The 15,264-nt window shown below is 73.1% G+C and carries 14 protein-coding genes; 4 read left to right on the top strand and 10 right to left on the bottom strand.

Translation table 11 applies throughout. The features are described from left to right. The first annotated feature begins 15 nt into the window (after window positions 1-15). Entirely contained in the window at window positions 16-1,029 is a 1,014-nt protein-coding gene (locus M1P99_RS14370; RefSeq protein ID WP_304453158.1) for a zinc-binding dehydrogenase, read from the top strand. Window positions 1,030-1,042: 13 nt separating this feature from the next. Here the strand turns inward: M1P99_RS14370 and M1P99_RS14365 are convergent, their stop codons facing one another. After that, entirely contained in the window at window positions 1,043-2,455 is a 1,413-nt protein-coding gene (locus M1P99_RS14365; RefSeq protein WP_304455691.1) for an SDR family oxidoreductase, read from the bottom strand. 238 nt (window positions 2,456-2,693) lie between these two features. On the opposite strand from M1P99_RS14365, the gene idi reads away from it, so the two are divergent. Both idi and M1P99_RS14355 read left to right on the top strand, forming a co-directional pair. After that, complete coding sequence (gene idi / locus M1P99_RS14360) at window positions 2,694-3,251, top strand: isopentenyl-diphosphate Delta-isomerase (RefSeq protein WP_304453157.1); 558 nt, start codon at window positions 2,694-2,696, stop codon at window positions 3,249-3,251. 124 nt (window positions 3,252-3,375) lie between these two features. Continuing rightward, window positions 3,376-4,065: an HAD family hydrolase gene (locus tag M1P99_RS14355; protein ID WP_304455690.1), complete on the top strand. Its 690-nt coding sequence runs from the start codon at window positions 3,376-3,378 to the stop codon at window positions 4,063-4,065. 326 nt (window positions 4,066-4,391) lie between these two features. Here M1P99_RS14355 and M1P99_RS14350 read toward each other — a convergent pair whose 3' ends face one another. From M1P99_RS14350 to M1P99_RS14315, 8 genes are all read right to left on the bottom strand, one after another. After that, the gene (locus tag M1P99_RS14350) at window positions 4,392-4,685 is read right to left on the bottom strand and encodes a DUF6221 family protein (protein ID WP_304453156.1); all 294 of its coding nucleotides are present in this window, start codon (window positions 4,683-4,685) and stop codon (window positions 4,392-4,394) included. A 113-nt stretch (window positions 4,686-4,798) separates the two neighbouring features. Continuing rightward, window positions 4,799-5,638: a glutamate ABC transporter substrate-binding protein gene (locus M1P99_RS14345; protein WP_304453155.1), complete on the bottom strand. Its 840-nt coding sequence runs from the start codon at window positions 5,636-5,638 to the stop codon at window positions 4,799-4,801. A gap of 22 nt (window positions 5,639-5,660) precedes the next feature. Beyond that, window positions 5,661-7,103, bottom strand: a complete 1,443-nt coding sequence (locus M1P99_RS14340; RefSeq protein WP_304455689.1) for a hypothetical protein — start codon at window positions 7,101-7,103, stop codon at window positions 5,661-5,663. Window positions 7,104-7,166: 63 nt separating this feature from the next. Further along, window positions 7,167-7,910: an FHA domain-containing protein gene (locus M1P99_RS14335; RefSeq protein ID WP_304453154.1), complete on the bottom strand. Its 744-nt coding sequence runs from the start codon at window positions 7,908-7,910 to the stop codon at window positions 7,167-7,169. Window positions 7,911-7,919: 9 nt separating this feature from the next. Further along, window positions 7,920-9,269, bottom strand: a complete 1,350-nt coding sequence (locus M1P99_RS14330) for a VWA domain-containing protein (protein ID WP_304453153.1) — start codon at window positions 9,267-9,269, stop codon at window positions 7,920-7,922. After that, window positions 9,253-10,548: a PP2C family serine/threonine-protein phosphatase gene (locus M1P99_RS14325; protein ID WP_304453152.1), complete on the bottom strand. Its 1,296-nt coding sequence runs from the start codon at window positions 10,546-10,548 to the stop codon at window positions 9,253-9,255. Before M1P99_RS14325 ends, M1P99_RS14330 begins: the two co-directional genes overlap by 17 nt. Before the next feature lie 17 nt (window positions 10,549-10,565). Then, on the bottom strand, window positions 10,566-12,962 hold the full coding sequence (locus tag M1P99_RS14320; protein ID WP_304453151.1) for a serine/threonine-protein kinase: 2,397 nt from the start codon (window positions 12,960-12,962) through the stop codon (window positions 10,566-10,568). Then, window positions 12,959-14,206 (bottom strand): hypothetical protein, encoded by a 1,248-nt coding sequence (locus M1P99_RS14315; RefSeq protein WP_304453150.1) that lies wholly within the window; start codon window positions 14,204-14,206, stop codon window positions 12,959-12,961. Before M1P99_RS14315 ends, M1P99_RS14320 begins: the two co-directional genes overlap by 4 nt. A gap of 224 nt (window positions 14,207-14,430) precedes the next feature. On the opposite strand from M1P99_RS14315, the gene M1P99_RS14310 reads away from it, so the two are divergent. Continuing rightward, window positions 14,431-14,625 carry a hypothetical protein gene (locus M1P99_RS14310; RefSeq protein ID WP_304453149.1) on the top strand — a complete coding sequence of 65 codons (195 nt, stop codon included), beginning with the start codon at window positions 14,431-14,433 and terminating at the stop codon, window positions 14,623-14,625. Here the strand turns inward: M1P99_RS14310 and M1P99_RS14305 are convergent. After that, complete coding sequence (locus M1P99_RS14305; protein ID WP_304453148.1) at window positions 14,614-15,171, bottom strand: AAA family ATPase; 558 nt, start codon at window positions 15,169-15,171, stop codon at window positions 14,614-14,616. The two genes, M1P99_RS14310 and M1P99_RS14305, sit on opposite strands and share 12 nt — an antisense overlap. Window positions 15,172-15,264: the final 93 nt, after the last annotated feature.

Below are 15,264 nucleotides of genomic sequence, written 5' to 3'. Positions count from 1 at the left end.
TGCGAGGGATGACCCATGGCCACCATGCGCGCGGCCCGGTTGAACGTGACGACCCGGACCCTGGAGGTCACCGACGTGCCCCGGCCGGTCCCGGGCCGGGACCAGGTCCTGGTGCGCGTGAAGGCGGCGGGCGTGTGCCTGTCGGACGTGCACCTCGTCGACGGCTCCCTCGCCCCGCTCCACCTCGACGGCGACACGGTCACCCTCGGCCACGAGGTGTCGGGGGTCGTGGAGGAGCTGGGGCCGGAGGTCCTCGACGTGGGTGTGGGCGACCGGGTGGCGCTCCAGGCCGGTGAGCACGACCGCCACGGCCAGGTCCTCACCCGCGGCGTGGACTACGACGGCGGCTGGGCGGAGTACGCGCTGGCCGCGGCGGACACGCTCGTGCCGATCCCCGACGCGCTGCCCTTCGACGAGGCGGCGATCATCCCCGACGCGGTCTCCACACCGTGGGCGGCGGTGACCAGTAGCGGAGACGTCCGTCCGGCCGAGGCGGTGTGCGTGTGGGGCGTCGGCGGCCTGGGCGCGCACGCCGTGCAGCTGCTGCGGCTGGTCGGCGCGGCCCCGATCATCGCCGCGGACCCCGACGCGCAGGCGCGCGCCCGGGCGCTGGACTACGGCGCCGACGAGGCCCTGGACTCCACCGCCGAGGACTTCCTCACCAGGATCGGCCAGCTCACCCACGGGCGCGGTCTGGACGCCGCCTTCGACTTCGCCGGGGTACCGGTGGTGCGGGAGCAGGCGGTCAAGGTGCTCGGCGAGCACGGCCGCCTCGTGCTGGTGGGCCTCACCAACCGCCCGCTGGAGGTGGCCGACGGGACCCGCTTCAGCTACCTGCGCCAGCAGATCCTCGGCCACTACGGTTCGGAGCCCGAGCACGTGGTGCAGCTGGTGGACCTGGTCGAGGCCGGCCGGCTGGAGTTCAGCCGCTCCATCAGCGGCTCCCTGCCCCTGGAACAGGCCCCGGAGGCGGTGGAGCGGCTCCGGAAGCGGATCGGCTCGCCGGTCCGGATCGTGCTGCGTCCCTGAGGCCCGCGGCGGGCTACCAGTTGGCCGGGGCGTAGTCCTTGAGGAAGCAGCCGTACAGGTCCTCGCCGAGCTCGCCCCGGACGATGGGGTCGTACACGCGCGCGGCCCCGTCCTCCAGGTCCAGCGGGGCGTGGAACCCGGCCTCGGCCAGCCGCTCCTTCTCCGGGTGCGGGCGCTCGTCGGTGATCCACCCGGTGTCCACGGCGGTCATGAGGATGCCGTCGGACTCCAGCATCTCCTGCGCGCTGGTCCGGGTGAGCTGGTTCAACGCGGATTTCGCCATGTTCGTGTGCGGGTGTCCGGGACCCTTGTACCCGCGGTTGAAGACACCCTCCATCGCCGACACGTTGACGATGTAGCTGCGGCGCGCCTTCGACGCCGCCAGGGCGGAACGCAGCCGGTCCACCAGCAGGAACGGCGCGCTCACGTTGCACAGCTGCACCTCCAGCATCTCGACGGGGTCGATCCCGCCGATCCGCTGGGTCCAGCTGTTGACCGGGGCGAGGTCGGGTACCAGGCCGCCGGCGTCGATCGCCGTCCCGGCCCGCACGCGGTCGAAGGAGGCCGATCCGGTGGTCAGCGCCAGCGACGTGAGCATCTGCGGGGTCAGCGCGTGCGCGGCCACCTCCGCGCCCTCCTCCGACGCCTCCTCCAGGGCGCGCGGGCGCACCCCGCCCAGCACCAGCGGCACGGGCAGGTCCTCGCCCGTGAGCGGCTGGGCCTCGGCCTCCAGGAGTGGCGCGTAGGAGGCGGGCGAGCGGCGCACGGTCTGGGCGGCGTTGTTGATGAGGATGTCCAGGGGGCCCCGCTCGGCCACCGTGTCCGCCAACCGCAGCACCTGCGCGGGGTCGCGCAGGTCGATGCCGACCACGTCCAGGCGGTGCAGCCAGTCGCCGCTGTCCGGCATCGCCGCGAACCGGCGCACGGCGTCGTTGGGGAAGCGCGTGGTGATGGTGGTGTGGGCGCCGTCGCGCAGCAGCCGCAGCGCGATGTACATCCCGATCTTGGCCCGCCCGCCGGTGAGCAGCGCCCGTCGGCCGGTCAGGTCGGTGCGCGCGGCCCGGCGCTGCCGGTTGAACGCCGCGCACGACGGGCAGAGCTGGTGGTAGAACGCGTCGACCTCGGTGTACTTCTGCTTGCAGACGTAGCAGGGCCGCGGTTTGACGAGCACGCCCGCCAGCGCCCCGCTCGCTCCGCTGGTGAGCGCGCGGCCGTTGGTCTCGTCGTCGATGCGGTCCGGCGCGGCCGTGGCGGTGGCGGCGAAGACCGCGGAGTCGTGCGCCTGCGCGGCCGCCCGGCGGTCGCGGCGCCGCTGCTCCTTGAGGAACTTGAACAGCTTCGCGGTGGACTGCTGGAGCGTGCGCGAGTCGGGGTGGTCGACGGGCAGCTCCTCGGCCGCCCGGAGCACCTCCAGGCACACGCGCATCCGCTCGGGGTCGATCCCGTCCCCGGCGGGGGGCGGCCCGTTCCGGTCCTGCTTGTCTGTCGTCTCCGTCACCACTGACTCCACCACTGTTCCTGGAGCTCCCCGAGCGGGGGCCTTCAGGAAGGTTATGCGGCGCCGGGGACCGACCGGGGCGCCGTGTGGTGCCTGGTACGGGTGACTATGGAAGGGAAGAATGTTGACGTGCGGGACCACAGACCCCGCGAGTTGGGGGAGAGCCGTGATCCAGCCGACGACCGCCGCCCCGGAGCGCGTGGTGCTGCTCGACGAGCGGCACGAGCGCGTGGGCGTCGCGGACAAGGCCACCGTGCACACCAGCGACACCCCTCTCCACCTGGCGTTCTCCTGCTACGTCCGGGACGCCGACGGACGCGTCCTGGTCACCCGCCGCGCCCTGGGCAAGACCACCTGGCCGGGGGTGTGGACCAACAGTTGCTGCGGCCATCCGTCTCCGGAGGAGGACCTGGAGACGGCCGTGCGGCGCCGCGTCGGCCAGGAGCTGGGTATCGCGCTCACCGACGTGCGTCCCGCCCTTCCCGACTTCCGCTACCGCGCGGTGTCGGCCGAGGGCATCGTCGAGAACGAGTTCTGCCCGGTGTTCTGGGCCCGGACCACCGACGTCCCCGACCCCGACCCGGCCGAGGTCGCCGAGGTCGCGTGGACCGGGTGGGGCGACCTGGTCGTGCTCGCGGAGCGCACCCCCTGGACCCTGAGCCCGTGGGCGGTCGAGCAGATCCCACGGATGGACGCCGCGTTCGGGGGTGCTCCGACGGCCTGACGTGCGCACCCGCCCGGACGGGGACCGGCACGGTTTCCGTCCGCGCCGACCGGAGCACGCCGGGACCGAAACGGGTAGGTACCGGGTCAGCAGCCCCCGCACTCCCCAGGAGTTGAGCGAGCCGATGACCGACGCCCCCTCTCCCGTATCCCGCCGACCGGACGCACTCGCCTTCGACGTCCTCGACACGCTCTTCCCGCTCGCCCCGCTGGAGTGGCGCTTCCGCGCGGCCGGCATCCCCCGTGTCCTCATGACCCGCTGGAGCGACCACCTGTTGAGGGACGCGTTCGCCCTCGCCCTCCTGGACGGCGCCCACACCTTCGAGGACGTGGCCCGGGGCGCGCTCCGCGACATCACCGGCCACCAGATCGCCCCGGCCGCGGAGGACGCGATCATCGAGGGGATGTCCGAGCTCCCGGAGCGCCGCGAGGCCGCCGACGCGCTGGCCGCCGCGCGCGGGGCCGGACTCAGGGTGGTGACGCTGGGCAACGGCGACGACGGCCCCACCACCGCGCTCATGGCGAGGTCGGGCCTGGACGCGCTGGTCGACGGCGTCCTGAGCTGCGCCGCGCCGAGCAGTTGGAAGCCCTCCGCCACCCCGTACCTGGCCGCGGCCGAGGCGCTGGACCTCGAACCCGACCGCCTCGCCCTGGTCACCGCGCACGGCTGGGACGTGGCGGGCGGCTCACGGGCGGGGCTGGTCACCGGCTGGTCGGCCCATCTGGAGGGCCGCTTCCCCTCGGTGTTCACCCCGCCGGACGTGAACGGCCGGGACCTGTTCGAGGTCGTGGACGGGCTCCTCGCCCTCAAGTGACACCCGGAAGACCCGGTCTCACGTCGCCCCGCGGGACCCCCTGGGGATGTAGGCCGTTCCTCCTGCCGTCGCCACAGGGGTCGAACGTGCACCTCTCTACCTTCGGGACATCAGGGGGTCGAAGCCGGGCTGTCCCTCCAGCCGTCACCACAGGGGGGGTGATCGGGCCAAAGCGAGGAACGAGCGGAGGCCCAAGGCAAGCAGGGGGTGAGGGGCGCGCCGGTGCCTGCAGGAGGAGCCAAGCCGGAGCGAGGAACGAGCGCAGGCGCAGGCGACGACGAAGGACCCGGCGTGAAGCGCCCCGAACCCAACCCGAACCCCACCCCTCACCCCTCCCAGGAGCGGTCGTACTCCGGGTGCGACCGGTACACGGTCGCCAGGTACTTCACGGCCAGCCGCCAGGCCAGCAGTTCGGACCAGGGGTCGGCGCCGTTGACGGCGGAGGGCGAGTCCAGCAGGCGCATGCTCGTGGAGTGCGCCTCGGCGTAGCCTCGGACGATCTTGCGCTTGGCCGCGACCTCCGCGAGCGCCCGCTCGCGGCCGCGGGAACCGACGGGTACGGCCTTCGACGCCCGTTCGTCCTCGTCAAGGCGGGCGCTCAGGAACTCGACGATGGTCAACGCACAACTCCCATCCTGTACCCCCACTGCCCTACACAAGGGTGAGTATCTGCCCTATACCCCGTCTCGACCACCCCCCGGGACCCGATCCCTGGCCGGTCCCGGCCCCTCGATCAGTTGCAGCCCTCGAACTGCGGCACGCTCGTGGTGACCTGCAGGTCCGTCTCGCCGAACCAGGTGTCCAGCAGCTCGGCCGCGGTCCCGTCCAGGTACATCTCGCTGACCGCCTTGTTCACCGCCTCGCAGGCCCGCACGTCCCCGTACGGCAGCCCCACGCCGTACTTCTCGTCCGTGAACGGGTTGTTGACGAACCGGAAGGCCGACGGGTCCTCGGCCAGGAAACCGGCCAGGATGAGGTTGTCGGTCGACACGGCGTCCACGTCCCCCTCGCGCAGTCGGTCGATGCACGCGCTGTAGCTCGGCGCGTCCGTCTGCCGCACGTCGATCCCCAGGCCCTCGGTGATGCGCCGGGCCGAGTTCGAGCCCTTCCCCTGGCACACGCTGCGCCCCTCCAGGTCCCGCACGCTCTGGATGTCGGTGGCGTCGGCCCGCACCAGCAGGTCCTGCTTGGCCACGTAGTAGGGCCCGCCGAACGTCACCTCGGTCTTGCGGGCCGGCGTGATCGAGTAGGTGGCCAACACCATGTCGACCTCACCGCTGATCAGCTTGTCCTCGCGCTCGCTGGAGACCAGGCCCACGAACTCGACGTCCTCGGCCGCCACCCCCAGCTTGTCGGCGATGTAGAGGGCCACGTCCACGTCGAAGCCCGTGAACTCGCCGTTCTCGCCCTCCAGTCCGAGCCCGGGCTGGTCGTACTTGACGCCCACGGTCAGCGCGTCGGCGTCGGCCAGCGACGGCTCCTCGCCCACCACCGCGGAGCAGGCGGGCAGTCCCAGCACCGCCACGGCGGCCAGGGCGGCCGCGGCGACGGTGCGGCGGTGTCGGTACCTCATCGGCCTGTTCCTTGTCTCTCGGTCAGCGGTACTCGGCCAGCCGGGGGCGCACACCCGCCACGACGAGGGCCAGCAGGGCGAGCGTGCCGACCGGCAGCGCCCACGTCCACGGCGCCAGCGCGCGGTCGCCGCGATCGATGCCCTCGGTGAACGCGTCCTGGTGGAGGCGGGTGAGCTCGTCCAGCTCGTCCACGTACTCCCGGAAGACCCCGCTCTCGGAGTGGGCGATCTCCATCCGCTCGTCGATGGCGCCCGCGGTGTCGCCCTCCATCGCCGCCGCGCGCATCGCCCGGTCCCGCTCCTGGATGGCGCCGTAGGCCGCCAGCACGTCGGCCAGCGCGTCCTCCTGGCCGGGCAGCAGGGCGTCCTGCGCCCGCTGGCCCAGGTAGCCGAGCGTGCCGGGGTCCTCCTCGTCGGAGCCGTCCGGGCCGGGCAGGTCCGGGTAGGAGTCCGCGACCCCTTCGATCTGCTCGTAGTAGGCGTCCAGGTTGGTCGCGGGCCGGAACAGCACCGCCTGGGCGCGGTCGAGGTAGGTCTGCTGGTAGTTGTCGGCCAGCCCCGGGTCGGCGAGGTAGCGGCTCTGGTCGGCCTGCATGTCCGTCGCGATGGCACCGGCCCGGGCCAGGGCCATCGCCGCGTCCAGGCCCTCCTCCTTGGCACGGCTCTGGTGTCCGCCGCTGGTGTTGAGGGCCAGCACGACCCCCACTGTAAGCACCACGGTCCCCGCGGTCGCGCCGAGCAGGAACGCGTTGAACCGCCGCCGGAACCGCACCCGCAGGTACAGCTGGAGGCCGATGAGGGAGGCCACCGCCGCCACGCCGACGACCCCGACCCACACCAGGCCGACGGCGACGGACTCCTGTCCCTCCTCGTGATTGGCCCGGACGATCGCCGAGGAGTCCAGCCCCAGGTTGAAGGCCTTGGGCAGCAGCTCGGTGTGCATCAGCCGGGTGGCCTCCCGGTAGGCGACCAGTGCGGCCCCGTCCACCCGGCCGGGCGGCGCCCCGGCCTCGTCGTTGATCAGCCGTGCCTCGGTCGCCAACTGCTCGTAGGTGCCCATCCCGTCCAGGACCGCCTGGACGTTGAGCTCCTCGATGGTGTCGCCCTCGGTCAGCGAGGCCGCCTGGAGCAGCGCCTCGTTGGCCCGGGCACGACTGTCCTCGTAGTGCTCGAGGGCGTCCGCGCGGCCCGACCCCAGGTCGTGGTCGGTGCCCATGAGCAGGACGTCGGCCATCCGGGCGTCCATGTCCGCCAGGGCCAGGTACAGCTGCGTCGTGGCCATCGCCTGGGGGCCGGCGTTGTGCCCGAGCACGTTCAGGCCGTCCCGGGCCTGGTTGAGCGTGAACGCGGCCGATCCGAACAGGGCCACGATCGCGGTGACGCTCAACGTCGACAGCAGCCACACCCGGGCGGGGGTCGTGCGCAGCCAGCGCCGGGACCGGACGGTCCGGCCGGGCCCGGCCACCGGCGCCCGTGCCGCGCGTACCGACGACCGCGCCTGATCGGTGGGAGGGGTTGTCAACGGGGTTCACCCCTTCTGGAGGATGATGACGGTCCACGCGCCGACGTAGATGCGGTCACTGGAGTGCAGGGGAACCTCCACGTTGTGGGCGATGGGGTTGGCCGTGCCGTTGATGGTGGTCCCGTTGGTCGACCCGGGGTCGACCACGGCCCAGGTCTCCCCGGGTTTGGCGACGAGGATGGCGTGGATGTGGGAGATCGCCGGATCGCCGCCGGGACCGCCGAGGTCGATCTCGGGCGTGAAGCCCCGCGACGCGCTCCGGCGGCCGATGTGCACCCGGTCGCCCGTGAGCGGCACCCGGCGCTGCTGGTTGTTGGACGGGAACGGGATCTGCGCGGGGTCGAGCATGCCCTGGTCGACCATGTACTGGTAGTACGCCGGGTCGGCGGCCACGATCGCCCGCCAGTACGCCCCGCTCCCGCTCGATCCGGGGCCGGAGTGCCGACGCTGGTGGGCGCCGGACTGTGAGGCGAAGTCGTAGCCGCACTCCTCGCAGAAGCGCCCCGCCCGGGGGGTCCTGCACTCGGGGCAGGGGCCTCCCCTGGTCGCGGCCGGGGGCCGCGCCGCCGGGGGAGGCGGAGCGGACGGCGGCACCGACGGGGGCACGGACCGGGGCCGGGGCGGCTGGCCGTACTGCGGCTGACGCTGCGGGGGTGGGACGGGCGCGGGGGTGTACGCCTGGAAGCGCAGTCCGCAGACGTCGCAGAAGTCGGTCGCCCTGGAGTGGTGCCCGGAAGGGCAACTCGGCATGGGTCCCTCCTACCCGGGTCCGGGGGATTCGCCGGGCGCCTCCCCCGACGGGCGGGGGCGGGTCCGTACGGTTCGGGTCGAGTTGGTGTCGAGCGTCATCTCGTCGACCTTGTCTACGGTGGGCCTGAGGCGGACCGTGCCGGAGACGGGGTCGATGACGTCGACCACCCGTTCCAGCAGCTTCGCGGTCTCCTCGTTGCCCGACTCGTGGGCGAGCGCGACCGCCCGTCCGAGCCGTGTGGTGGCGACGTCCTCGTCACCGTCGCGACGGGCGGCCAGCCCTTCCTGGATGGCCTGGGCCAGCTCCACCTGGCCGGTGTAGTGGGCGACCCTGGGGTTGATCTCCGTCGCCCTGGCCTCGTCGGCGGTCCATTCCGCCAGGATGTTCCCCGAGGCCAGGACGTGGTCGTCGATGCCGTGCTCACCGGGGATGACGACCCGCACCCACCCCGCGCGCAGCTGCCGGCCCGGGTCGCCCGGGGGCACCTCCACGCACACGTGGTAGTCGCGGCTCTCCGTCCCCCAGGAACCGGTGGGGTAGTCGCCCGCCTGGGCGACCCTCTCCACGGCGCGGCCGCTGAGGTCCTGGACCGTGGGCGCGACCTGCTTGACGTAGCGCACCAGGGCGTTGTGCGGCGTCCACAGGCGCAGGGCGACGTCGGCCACCGACTTGCCCATGGAGGCCTGCGCCATCGCGCGGAAGTCCGCGGCCATGTCGGCGGGGTCGGCGATGATGCCGGGGCCGCCGCCGAGCAGTGCGGCGTCGATCCGGCGCAGCTCGTCGACCTTCCAGTCGGTCCCCACGCCGCGGCAGTCGCAGACGAAGGTCCCGGCGACCCGCCGCAGCACCCGCTCGAACTCTGCGGGCAGCTCGTTGTTCTGCCCGTCGGTCAGCAGGATGGCGTGCTTGATGCCCTCGTCCACCGGTGTGAACAGCTCCGCCGCGCGGGTGAGCCAGGTCCCCATGCGCGTCCCGCCGTCCGCCCGCAGGGTGCCGACCGCCGCCAGCGCCTCGGCCCGGGTCTCGGCGTCGACCTTCACCAGCCGCTGGTCGGGGGGATAGATCATCTGCGCGGTCCGGTGCCCGGCGACCACCGCGAAGCTGACGCCGTCGCGCAGGGCCTCGATGGCGGCGCGGGCCGCCTGCTTGGCCGCGTTGAGCTTCTCGCCGTACATGGAGCCCGAGGTGTCGACGATGATCACCTCGGAGGCGCGAACGGACGTCCCCACCAGGATCGGGCTGTTGGAGGTGACGCTGACGACGGCGTGCACCTCGCTCCCGCCGATGGGGAGGAACCTGTTCTGGTCGATCTCGACGCGAAACTCCGGATCGCCCGGTTGATCAGGCCTGTTCGGCACGGTGACCCCCTTGCGCGGTGGGTACGGGAATGACGACGACGGTGATGTTGTCCTTGCCCCCGGCCTGCAGGGCCAGGCTGACGTAGGTGCGGGCGGCGGCGTGGGGGTCCGCTCCCGCCCCGGGAACGGCGTCGGTCAGGGCCTGTGCCTCGGGGTAGTAGTTCCAGAGTCCGTCGCTGCACAGGACGACGGCGCCCGGGCCGGTCGGGGTCACGGTGGAGATGTGCGCGTCGATCTCGCCGGAGTCGGCGCCCATCCAGGCGATGAGGGCGTGCGCGTTGGCCGACCTCATCGCCTCCTCCCGCGAGAGCGCCCCGGCCTGCACCATGGCCTCGCTCCAGGAGTCGTCCTTGGTGAGCAGCGCGGAGGCGCTGGCCGTGGGCGCGCCGGAGAGCCAGTACGCGCGGCTGTCGCCCACCCACCCGATCGTCGTCGTGCCGGTGCCGGGGTCGACCACGGCTGAGACGTACGTGCAGGCCGGCGCGGAGCTGGGCGACTCGGCGATCCCGGCCACCGCCTCGGCGGCGCGAGTCATGGCCGCTCCGGTGGCCGCGCGGGGGTCCTCCCCCTGGCGCAGCCGCTCGGCGAGGACCGTGGCCCCCGTCTCGGCCGTGATCCGGGAGGCCTCGTCCGAGCGCGGCGAGCTGGACACGCCGTCGCAGACCACGGCCACGACCGAGCCCGGGGCCCGGGGGTCGTCGGCGTCGATCACCCGGATCGCCATGGCGTCCTCGTTGCGCCGGTGCCGCAGCCCCCGGTCGCTCACGCCGACCGCGGACCGGGTGCGTACCTCGACGTGGTCGCGACCGGTGGGCTGGAGGAAGCCGCACTTCTCGCAGTAGCCGTCCAGAACGGTCCCCGGGCACCAGACGCACAGGTCCGGGTTGGTCGGCTGCACGGGAGTGCTGCCGGTGGCCGGGGGCGGCCACTCGGGCGCCACCCGCGCCGGGGCCGGCGCGGGGGTCCCCGCGGGCCGCTGGGCACGCCGTACGGGCTGGGTGGCCATGGCGTCGACCGCGTCCCACTCGGAGTCGCCCGGCAGGCTCTCGCCCAGTGCCAGGCCGCCCAGGCTCACCTGGGGCGCGGTGGGGGCGCCGTCGCCGGAGACGAGCCCGGGCCGCGCGTGGTCCGCCAGGCTCTCCTGAGGAGCCGTGGCCACCGCGTCGGTGTCGCGGGCCTCCCGCACGTCCTCCGGCAGGGTGCGTCCGCACCCTTCGCAATAGACGTCACCGGCGGCCACCGTGTCCGAGCAGGCGGGGCAGGTACGCACCACGGTCATCGGAGATCCCTCGTTCCTCACAGCAGCGTCACGGGACGCAGGGAATTGGCCTTGTCGACGAGTTCGTACCGCTCGGACGCCCGGGTCGCGCGGGAGGCCAGAACCCGGTACCGCCGGTCCAGATTGGTCCGGACACCGTGCCCGGTGAAGCGGTCGCCGAGCAGCGAGAGCCCCTCCGGGGCCCGGCCGCCCGTACCCAGCCAGGCCAGCGCGGCCTCCAGGACCCGCGTGGCCAGCCGGTCCGCGGACTCGCCGTCCAACCCGATCCGCTCCAGGCGGCGGCCGGCCTGGACGAAGTCACCGGCGTCGGTGACGCGCTGGGGTGTGGCGAGCACCGCGATGAGTGCGGTCTGCGCCTGCACGTACAGGCTCGACAGCTCGGGCACGGTGTCCAGCACCGCGATGGCCGCGCTCCGGTCGCCCTGGGCCAGCCGGATGCGCGCCAGTCCGAAGGCGGCGCTGACGAAGGAGTGGTCGGTGCCCCAGACGGTCTGGTACTGGCGCGCGGCCGTCTCGTGCTCGCCGACGCGCTCGCAGGCGATGGCCAGGCCGAGCTTGGGCGCGATCTCCCCGGGCAGGTGGTCGTAGAGCTCGTCGAAGTGTTCGCGTGCCTCGTGGAAGCGCCCGGTGCTCAGTTCGGCGACGGCGAGGTACCACATCGTGCGCCAGTCGCCGGGGACGGCCTCGGCGAACCTCTGCAGGACGTCCATGGCCTCGCCGTGCCGACCGGCGGTGAGCAGGGTGCGGGTCAGCATCAGCCTGGTCTCCGGCGTGGGGGCCGGCATGGCGTGCAGCGCGGGCACGAGTTCGTCCGCGGCCAGCGAGGAGAAGCCCCGCAGGTGCTGGGCGGCGGGGTCGGCGGGGTCGATCAGCGGGCTGGGCAGCAGCGTCGCCGCCTCGGTGGGCGAGGGCGGGCTGAGCATGCGGTCGGCGTTGTGGGCGCCGGACTCAGTGGCCCCCGTGAAGTTCTCCCCGCCGAACAGGGACGAGGGCGCCGGATGCGGTGTCCCCTGCAGGTCCGACAGGACCTCGCGCAGGACACCGGTCAGCTGGTCGGCCATGTCCCCGGCGTCGTGGAAGCGCCGCTCGATGTCGCGGTGGGTGGCGCGCCGGAGCAGGCGGTCGAAGGACTCGTAGCGCTGCAGCAGGGGCACGCTCTCACGCGGCGGGAGGCTGTGCGGGTGCTCGCGCATGAAGCTGAACCGGAAGCTCAGGACGGCGAGCGCGCGGCCGACGGAGTACAGGTCGGCGCTGATCGTGGGCCCGGGGCCGCGCAGCTCGTCCTCGGGCACCCGGTAGCCCGGGGTGGTGTAGACGGGGCTCAGGGTGTCGTCCATCCGGCGCACGCCGCCCAGGTCGATGAGCTTGATCTGCTCCTCGCTCTGGATGACGTTGTCGGGCTTGAAGTCGCAGTAGAGCAGGCCCTTGCTGTGCAGGTAGCCGAGCGCCCGCAGCGATTCCAGGCCGTAGGCGATCACCTGGTCGACGGGCAGCACCTCGTCGCCGGTGCCCTGTTCGCGTCGCTCGATCAGGAGTTCGCGCAGGGACTTGCCGCCGACGTACTCCATCACGATGTGCCCGCCCGGGATCCCGGTACGGGGATCGGGGTGCTGGGAGAAGTTGATGATCTTGACGATGTTGGGGTGCTCGACCTCCGACAGGAAGGCCCGTTCGGCCGCCGCGGCCTTGTGCGCCTCGGCGTCGCCGGCGTTGAGCAGGCCCTTGAGCACGACCCAGCGGTCGTTGACGTTGCGGTCGCGGGCGAGGTAGATCCAGCCCAGTCCGCCGTGCGCCAGGCAGCCGAGCACCTCGTACTGGCCGCCGACCTGATCGCCGTTGACCAGCTTGGGGGTGAAGGAGAACTGCGTCCCGCACTTGCGGCAGAACCCCTCGGTGCGCCCGGGCTGGTCACCCCGCGACCGGCCGACCTTCTCGCCGCAGTTGCCGCAGAACCGGTTCTTCTCGGAGACCACGGGGTCGGCCATGACGGCCTCGGCGGGGTCCCGGTAGGGCACCACGGGGACCTCGACCATGCCCGCGCCGAGCATGCCGCGGTCCGACCGGCGGCTGGACCGCGACGACCCGCCGCTGTGCACGGTACCGGCGGTGCTTCCGGGGCCGGAGCGGCCGGAGAGCTTGACGTTGCCCGAGACGGGGTGCGAGTGAACGGGGTCGCTGCCGGAGGTGGCGGTCAGCCACTGGTCGGGGGCCTCGTTCGGCGGAACGGAGCCGAAGGACCGCTGCGGCCCGGACTGCGGCCAGGGACGCAGGGACGCCTGCGGACCCGAGACGGGCCTCCGCAGGGGCTGCTGCGGGCCCGAGGCGGCGACCGCGTCGACGGGCGCCAGTCCGCACACGCCGCAGAAGCCGTCCTCGATCCGGCCCCGGCAGCCGGGGGTCGTGCACTGGGTCATCTCACACCACCATCGCTCTCGCCGTCTGACGCCGCCGCGCCGGGTGTGGTTCTGTTCCGAGCCGATTCGGTTCCCGAGAGTTCGACCAGGGTCCTCTGGTACGCGGAGAGGGCGACCGTGGCCCGGCGCAGGTCGCAGGGCGCGCTCCACAGGCCCCAGTGCGCCTCGCGGTGCAGTTCGACGAGCCGGTCCTCCTCGGCGAAGCCCAGGCGGACGGCGCGCGCCCGGTAGGCGTCCAGGCGGCCGCGGAGTTCGGCGCGGCGCTCCAGCAGGCCGGTCAGGTTCGACTCCCTGTCGCGGGCGTCGTCGGCGGCGGTGTGGACGGCGCGCTGGATCTCGCCGAGCAGCGCGCCGAGGTCGCGCCAGCGGCCCTCGGTGCGCAGGGCGTCCATTCCCTTGAGCCGCCTGCGCAGCTCGGGGACGGGGTCGGGGACCTCGACGGCCTCCGGTGAGGAGATCTTGCGGACGACCTGGATCCGCAGTTCGCGGGCGCGGCGCAGGACGGACTCCACGTCGTCGACGGCCGAGCTCAGGCGCTCCACGCTCTCGGCGTAGGAGTCGCGCATGCGCAGGGCGTCGCGCAGCTCGCCGCGGGTGCGTTCCAGCCGGCCCCGCATCCGTTCCAGGGACGAGGTGTCCACCCGGCCGTCCTCGAACAGCGACAGGGGGTCGCACCGGACGACCTCGCCCACCAGTTCGAGTTCGGCGCGCAGGGCCTCGTGCTCGGTGTCGCCGAGCTCGACCATGTCCGAGAGGGTGCCGACCTCCTGCCACATGGCGTCCAGCTCGGCGAGCCTCGGGTGCAAGGCGTCCCAGGCGGTCTCGGCCGCCGAGATGACCTCGGTGGCCTCCTCGTAGTCGGCGGTCATCCGGGAGACGGCCTCGGCCAGGGAGATGCGCTCGGCGTCCTCGTCCAGGAGCCCGCGTTCGGTCGGCGGCACGGTGCTGGGCAGCACGACGGACTCACCGGTCAGCAGGAAGGTGAGTTCGCGCTGGGCGTCGCGCCCCTGGGCGTGCAGCTCCGTCGCGTTCTCCACCACGGATCGGAAGGCGCCGTGCACCGTCCACAGGCTGTGGACGTGTCGGCCGGCGTGCTCCCACCGCGCCAGCGTGCGGCCCACCAGCTTCGCTCCCTTGAGGAGTCGGTGGCCGACGTGCTGGTCCAGATCGGTCAGGTTGAGGGAGATCCGATCGGCCTCACCGCGCACGCGGTTCAGGGCGTGGTCGATGCCCTCCCAGCTCATAGGCGGCATCCTCGCCCCAGACGCGCTCGCCACCCGCCGCATCACTCCCCGTGTCGGTCGCCCGGGTGCTCGGGGCCCGCGGGCGATCACCGTTCCTTTACTAGACAAGAGTCTGTCGTTGACCTACCCGAACCACAAGGGAGCACCCGCCCCGAGGCCACGTACGGCCAACCGCGCCGTGTCCCCGCTCCGATCGCCGACGGGCCGGGGGTAGAAAAGGGGGCATGGACGAGACCGACGCCTTCCCCGGACTCAGCGAGCCCGCCAAGCGGGCCCTGGCCTCCGCCGGGTACACGGAGCCGAAGCAGTTGGACGGAGTGAGCGCGGCGGAGCTCCTGCGGCTGCACGGCATGGGCCCGAAGGGGATCCGTCTCCTGCGGGAACTGCTCGCCGAGCGGGGGCTCTCGCTAGGCGGCTGAGCCCTCCAGCGCGTCGAGCAGGAACCGGGCGCGCTCGGTGACCGGCGCCCGTGGCAGCTCCACCACCTCGTACCCGCACGCGGGGTAGGCCTCCGCCATCGCCCGGTGGGTGCGCTCGGCCTCCTCGGCCGACTGGTGGCGTTCGGCGTCCCCGGTGTAGATCTCCGGCCACGGCGGAGCGACGAACACGCGGCGGTGGTAGCGGTACCGGCGCGCCGCCTCCGCGACGTGCTCCGGGACCGGCCGGCCGCGCAGCAGGTGGTAGCCGACCAGGTCGGGGATGCCGCGGTCGCACAGGACCGGGCCTGGCCGGGCCAGGGCCTCCCGGTAGGAGCGGATCTCCCAGGCGAGCATGAGCTCCGCGAAGAGGACGTCGTCCTTCCAGGCCAGTCCGGACCCGCCGATCTCGCGCTGGTCCCGGATGACCGCCCGGCCCGCCTCGGGCGTGCGGGCGTGGCCGAGCGCCGCGAGGTGGTCGATGAGGGTCGTCTTGCCCGATCCCGGCCCTCCGGTCACCACCACCAGGTGGTCTCCCTCGCCATCCACGTCCCGGCCACCGTCCTGACATCCTCGGGCTGTTCCCCACGCGATCCTACGGTCCCGCCCCGTACGGGTCGGCGCTACCGGGCCGGCGGAGGC

Source organism: Nocardiopsis sp. YSL2 (assembly GCF_030555055.1).
GTDB lineage: Bacteria > Actinomycetota > Actinomycetes > Streptosporangiales > Streptosporangiaceae > Nocardiopsis.
Note: the sequence above shows the minus strand (reverse complement) of the source record. Positions and strands in the feature narration are given on the sequence as shown.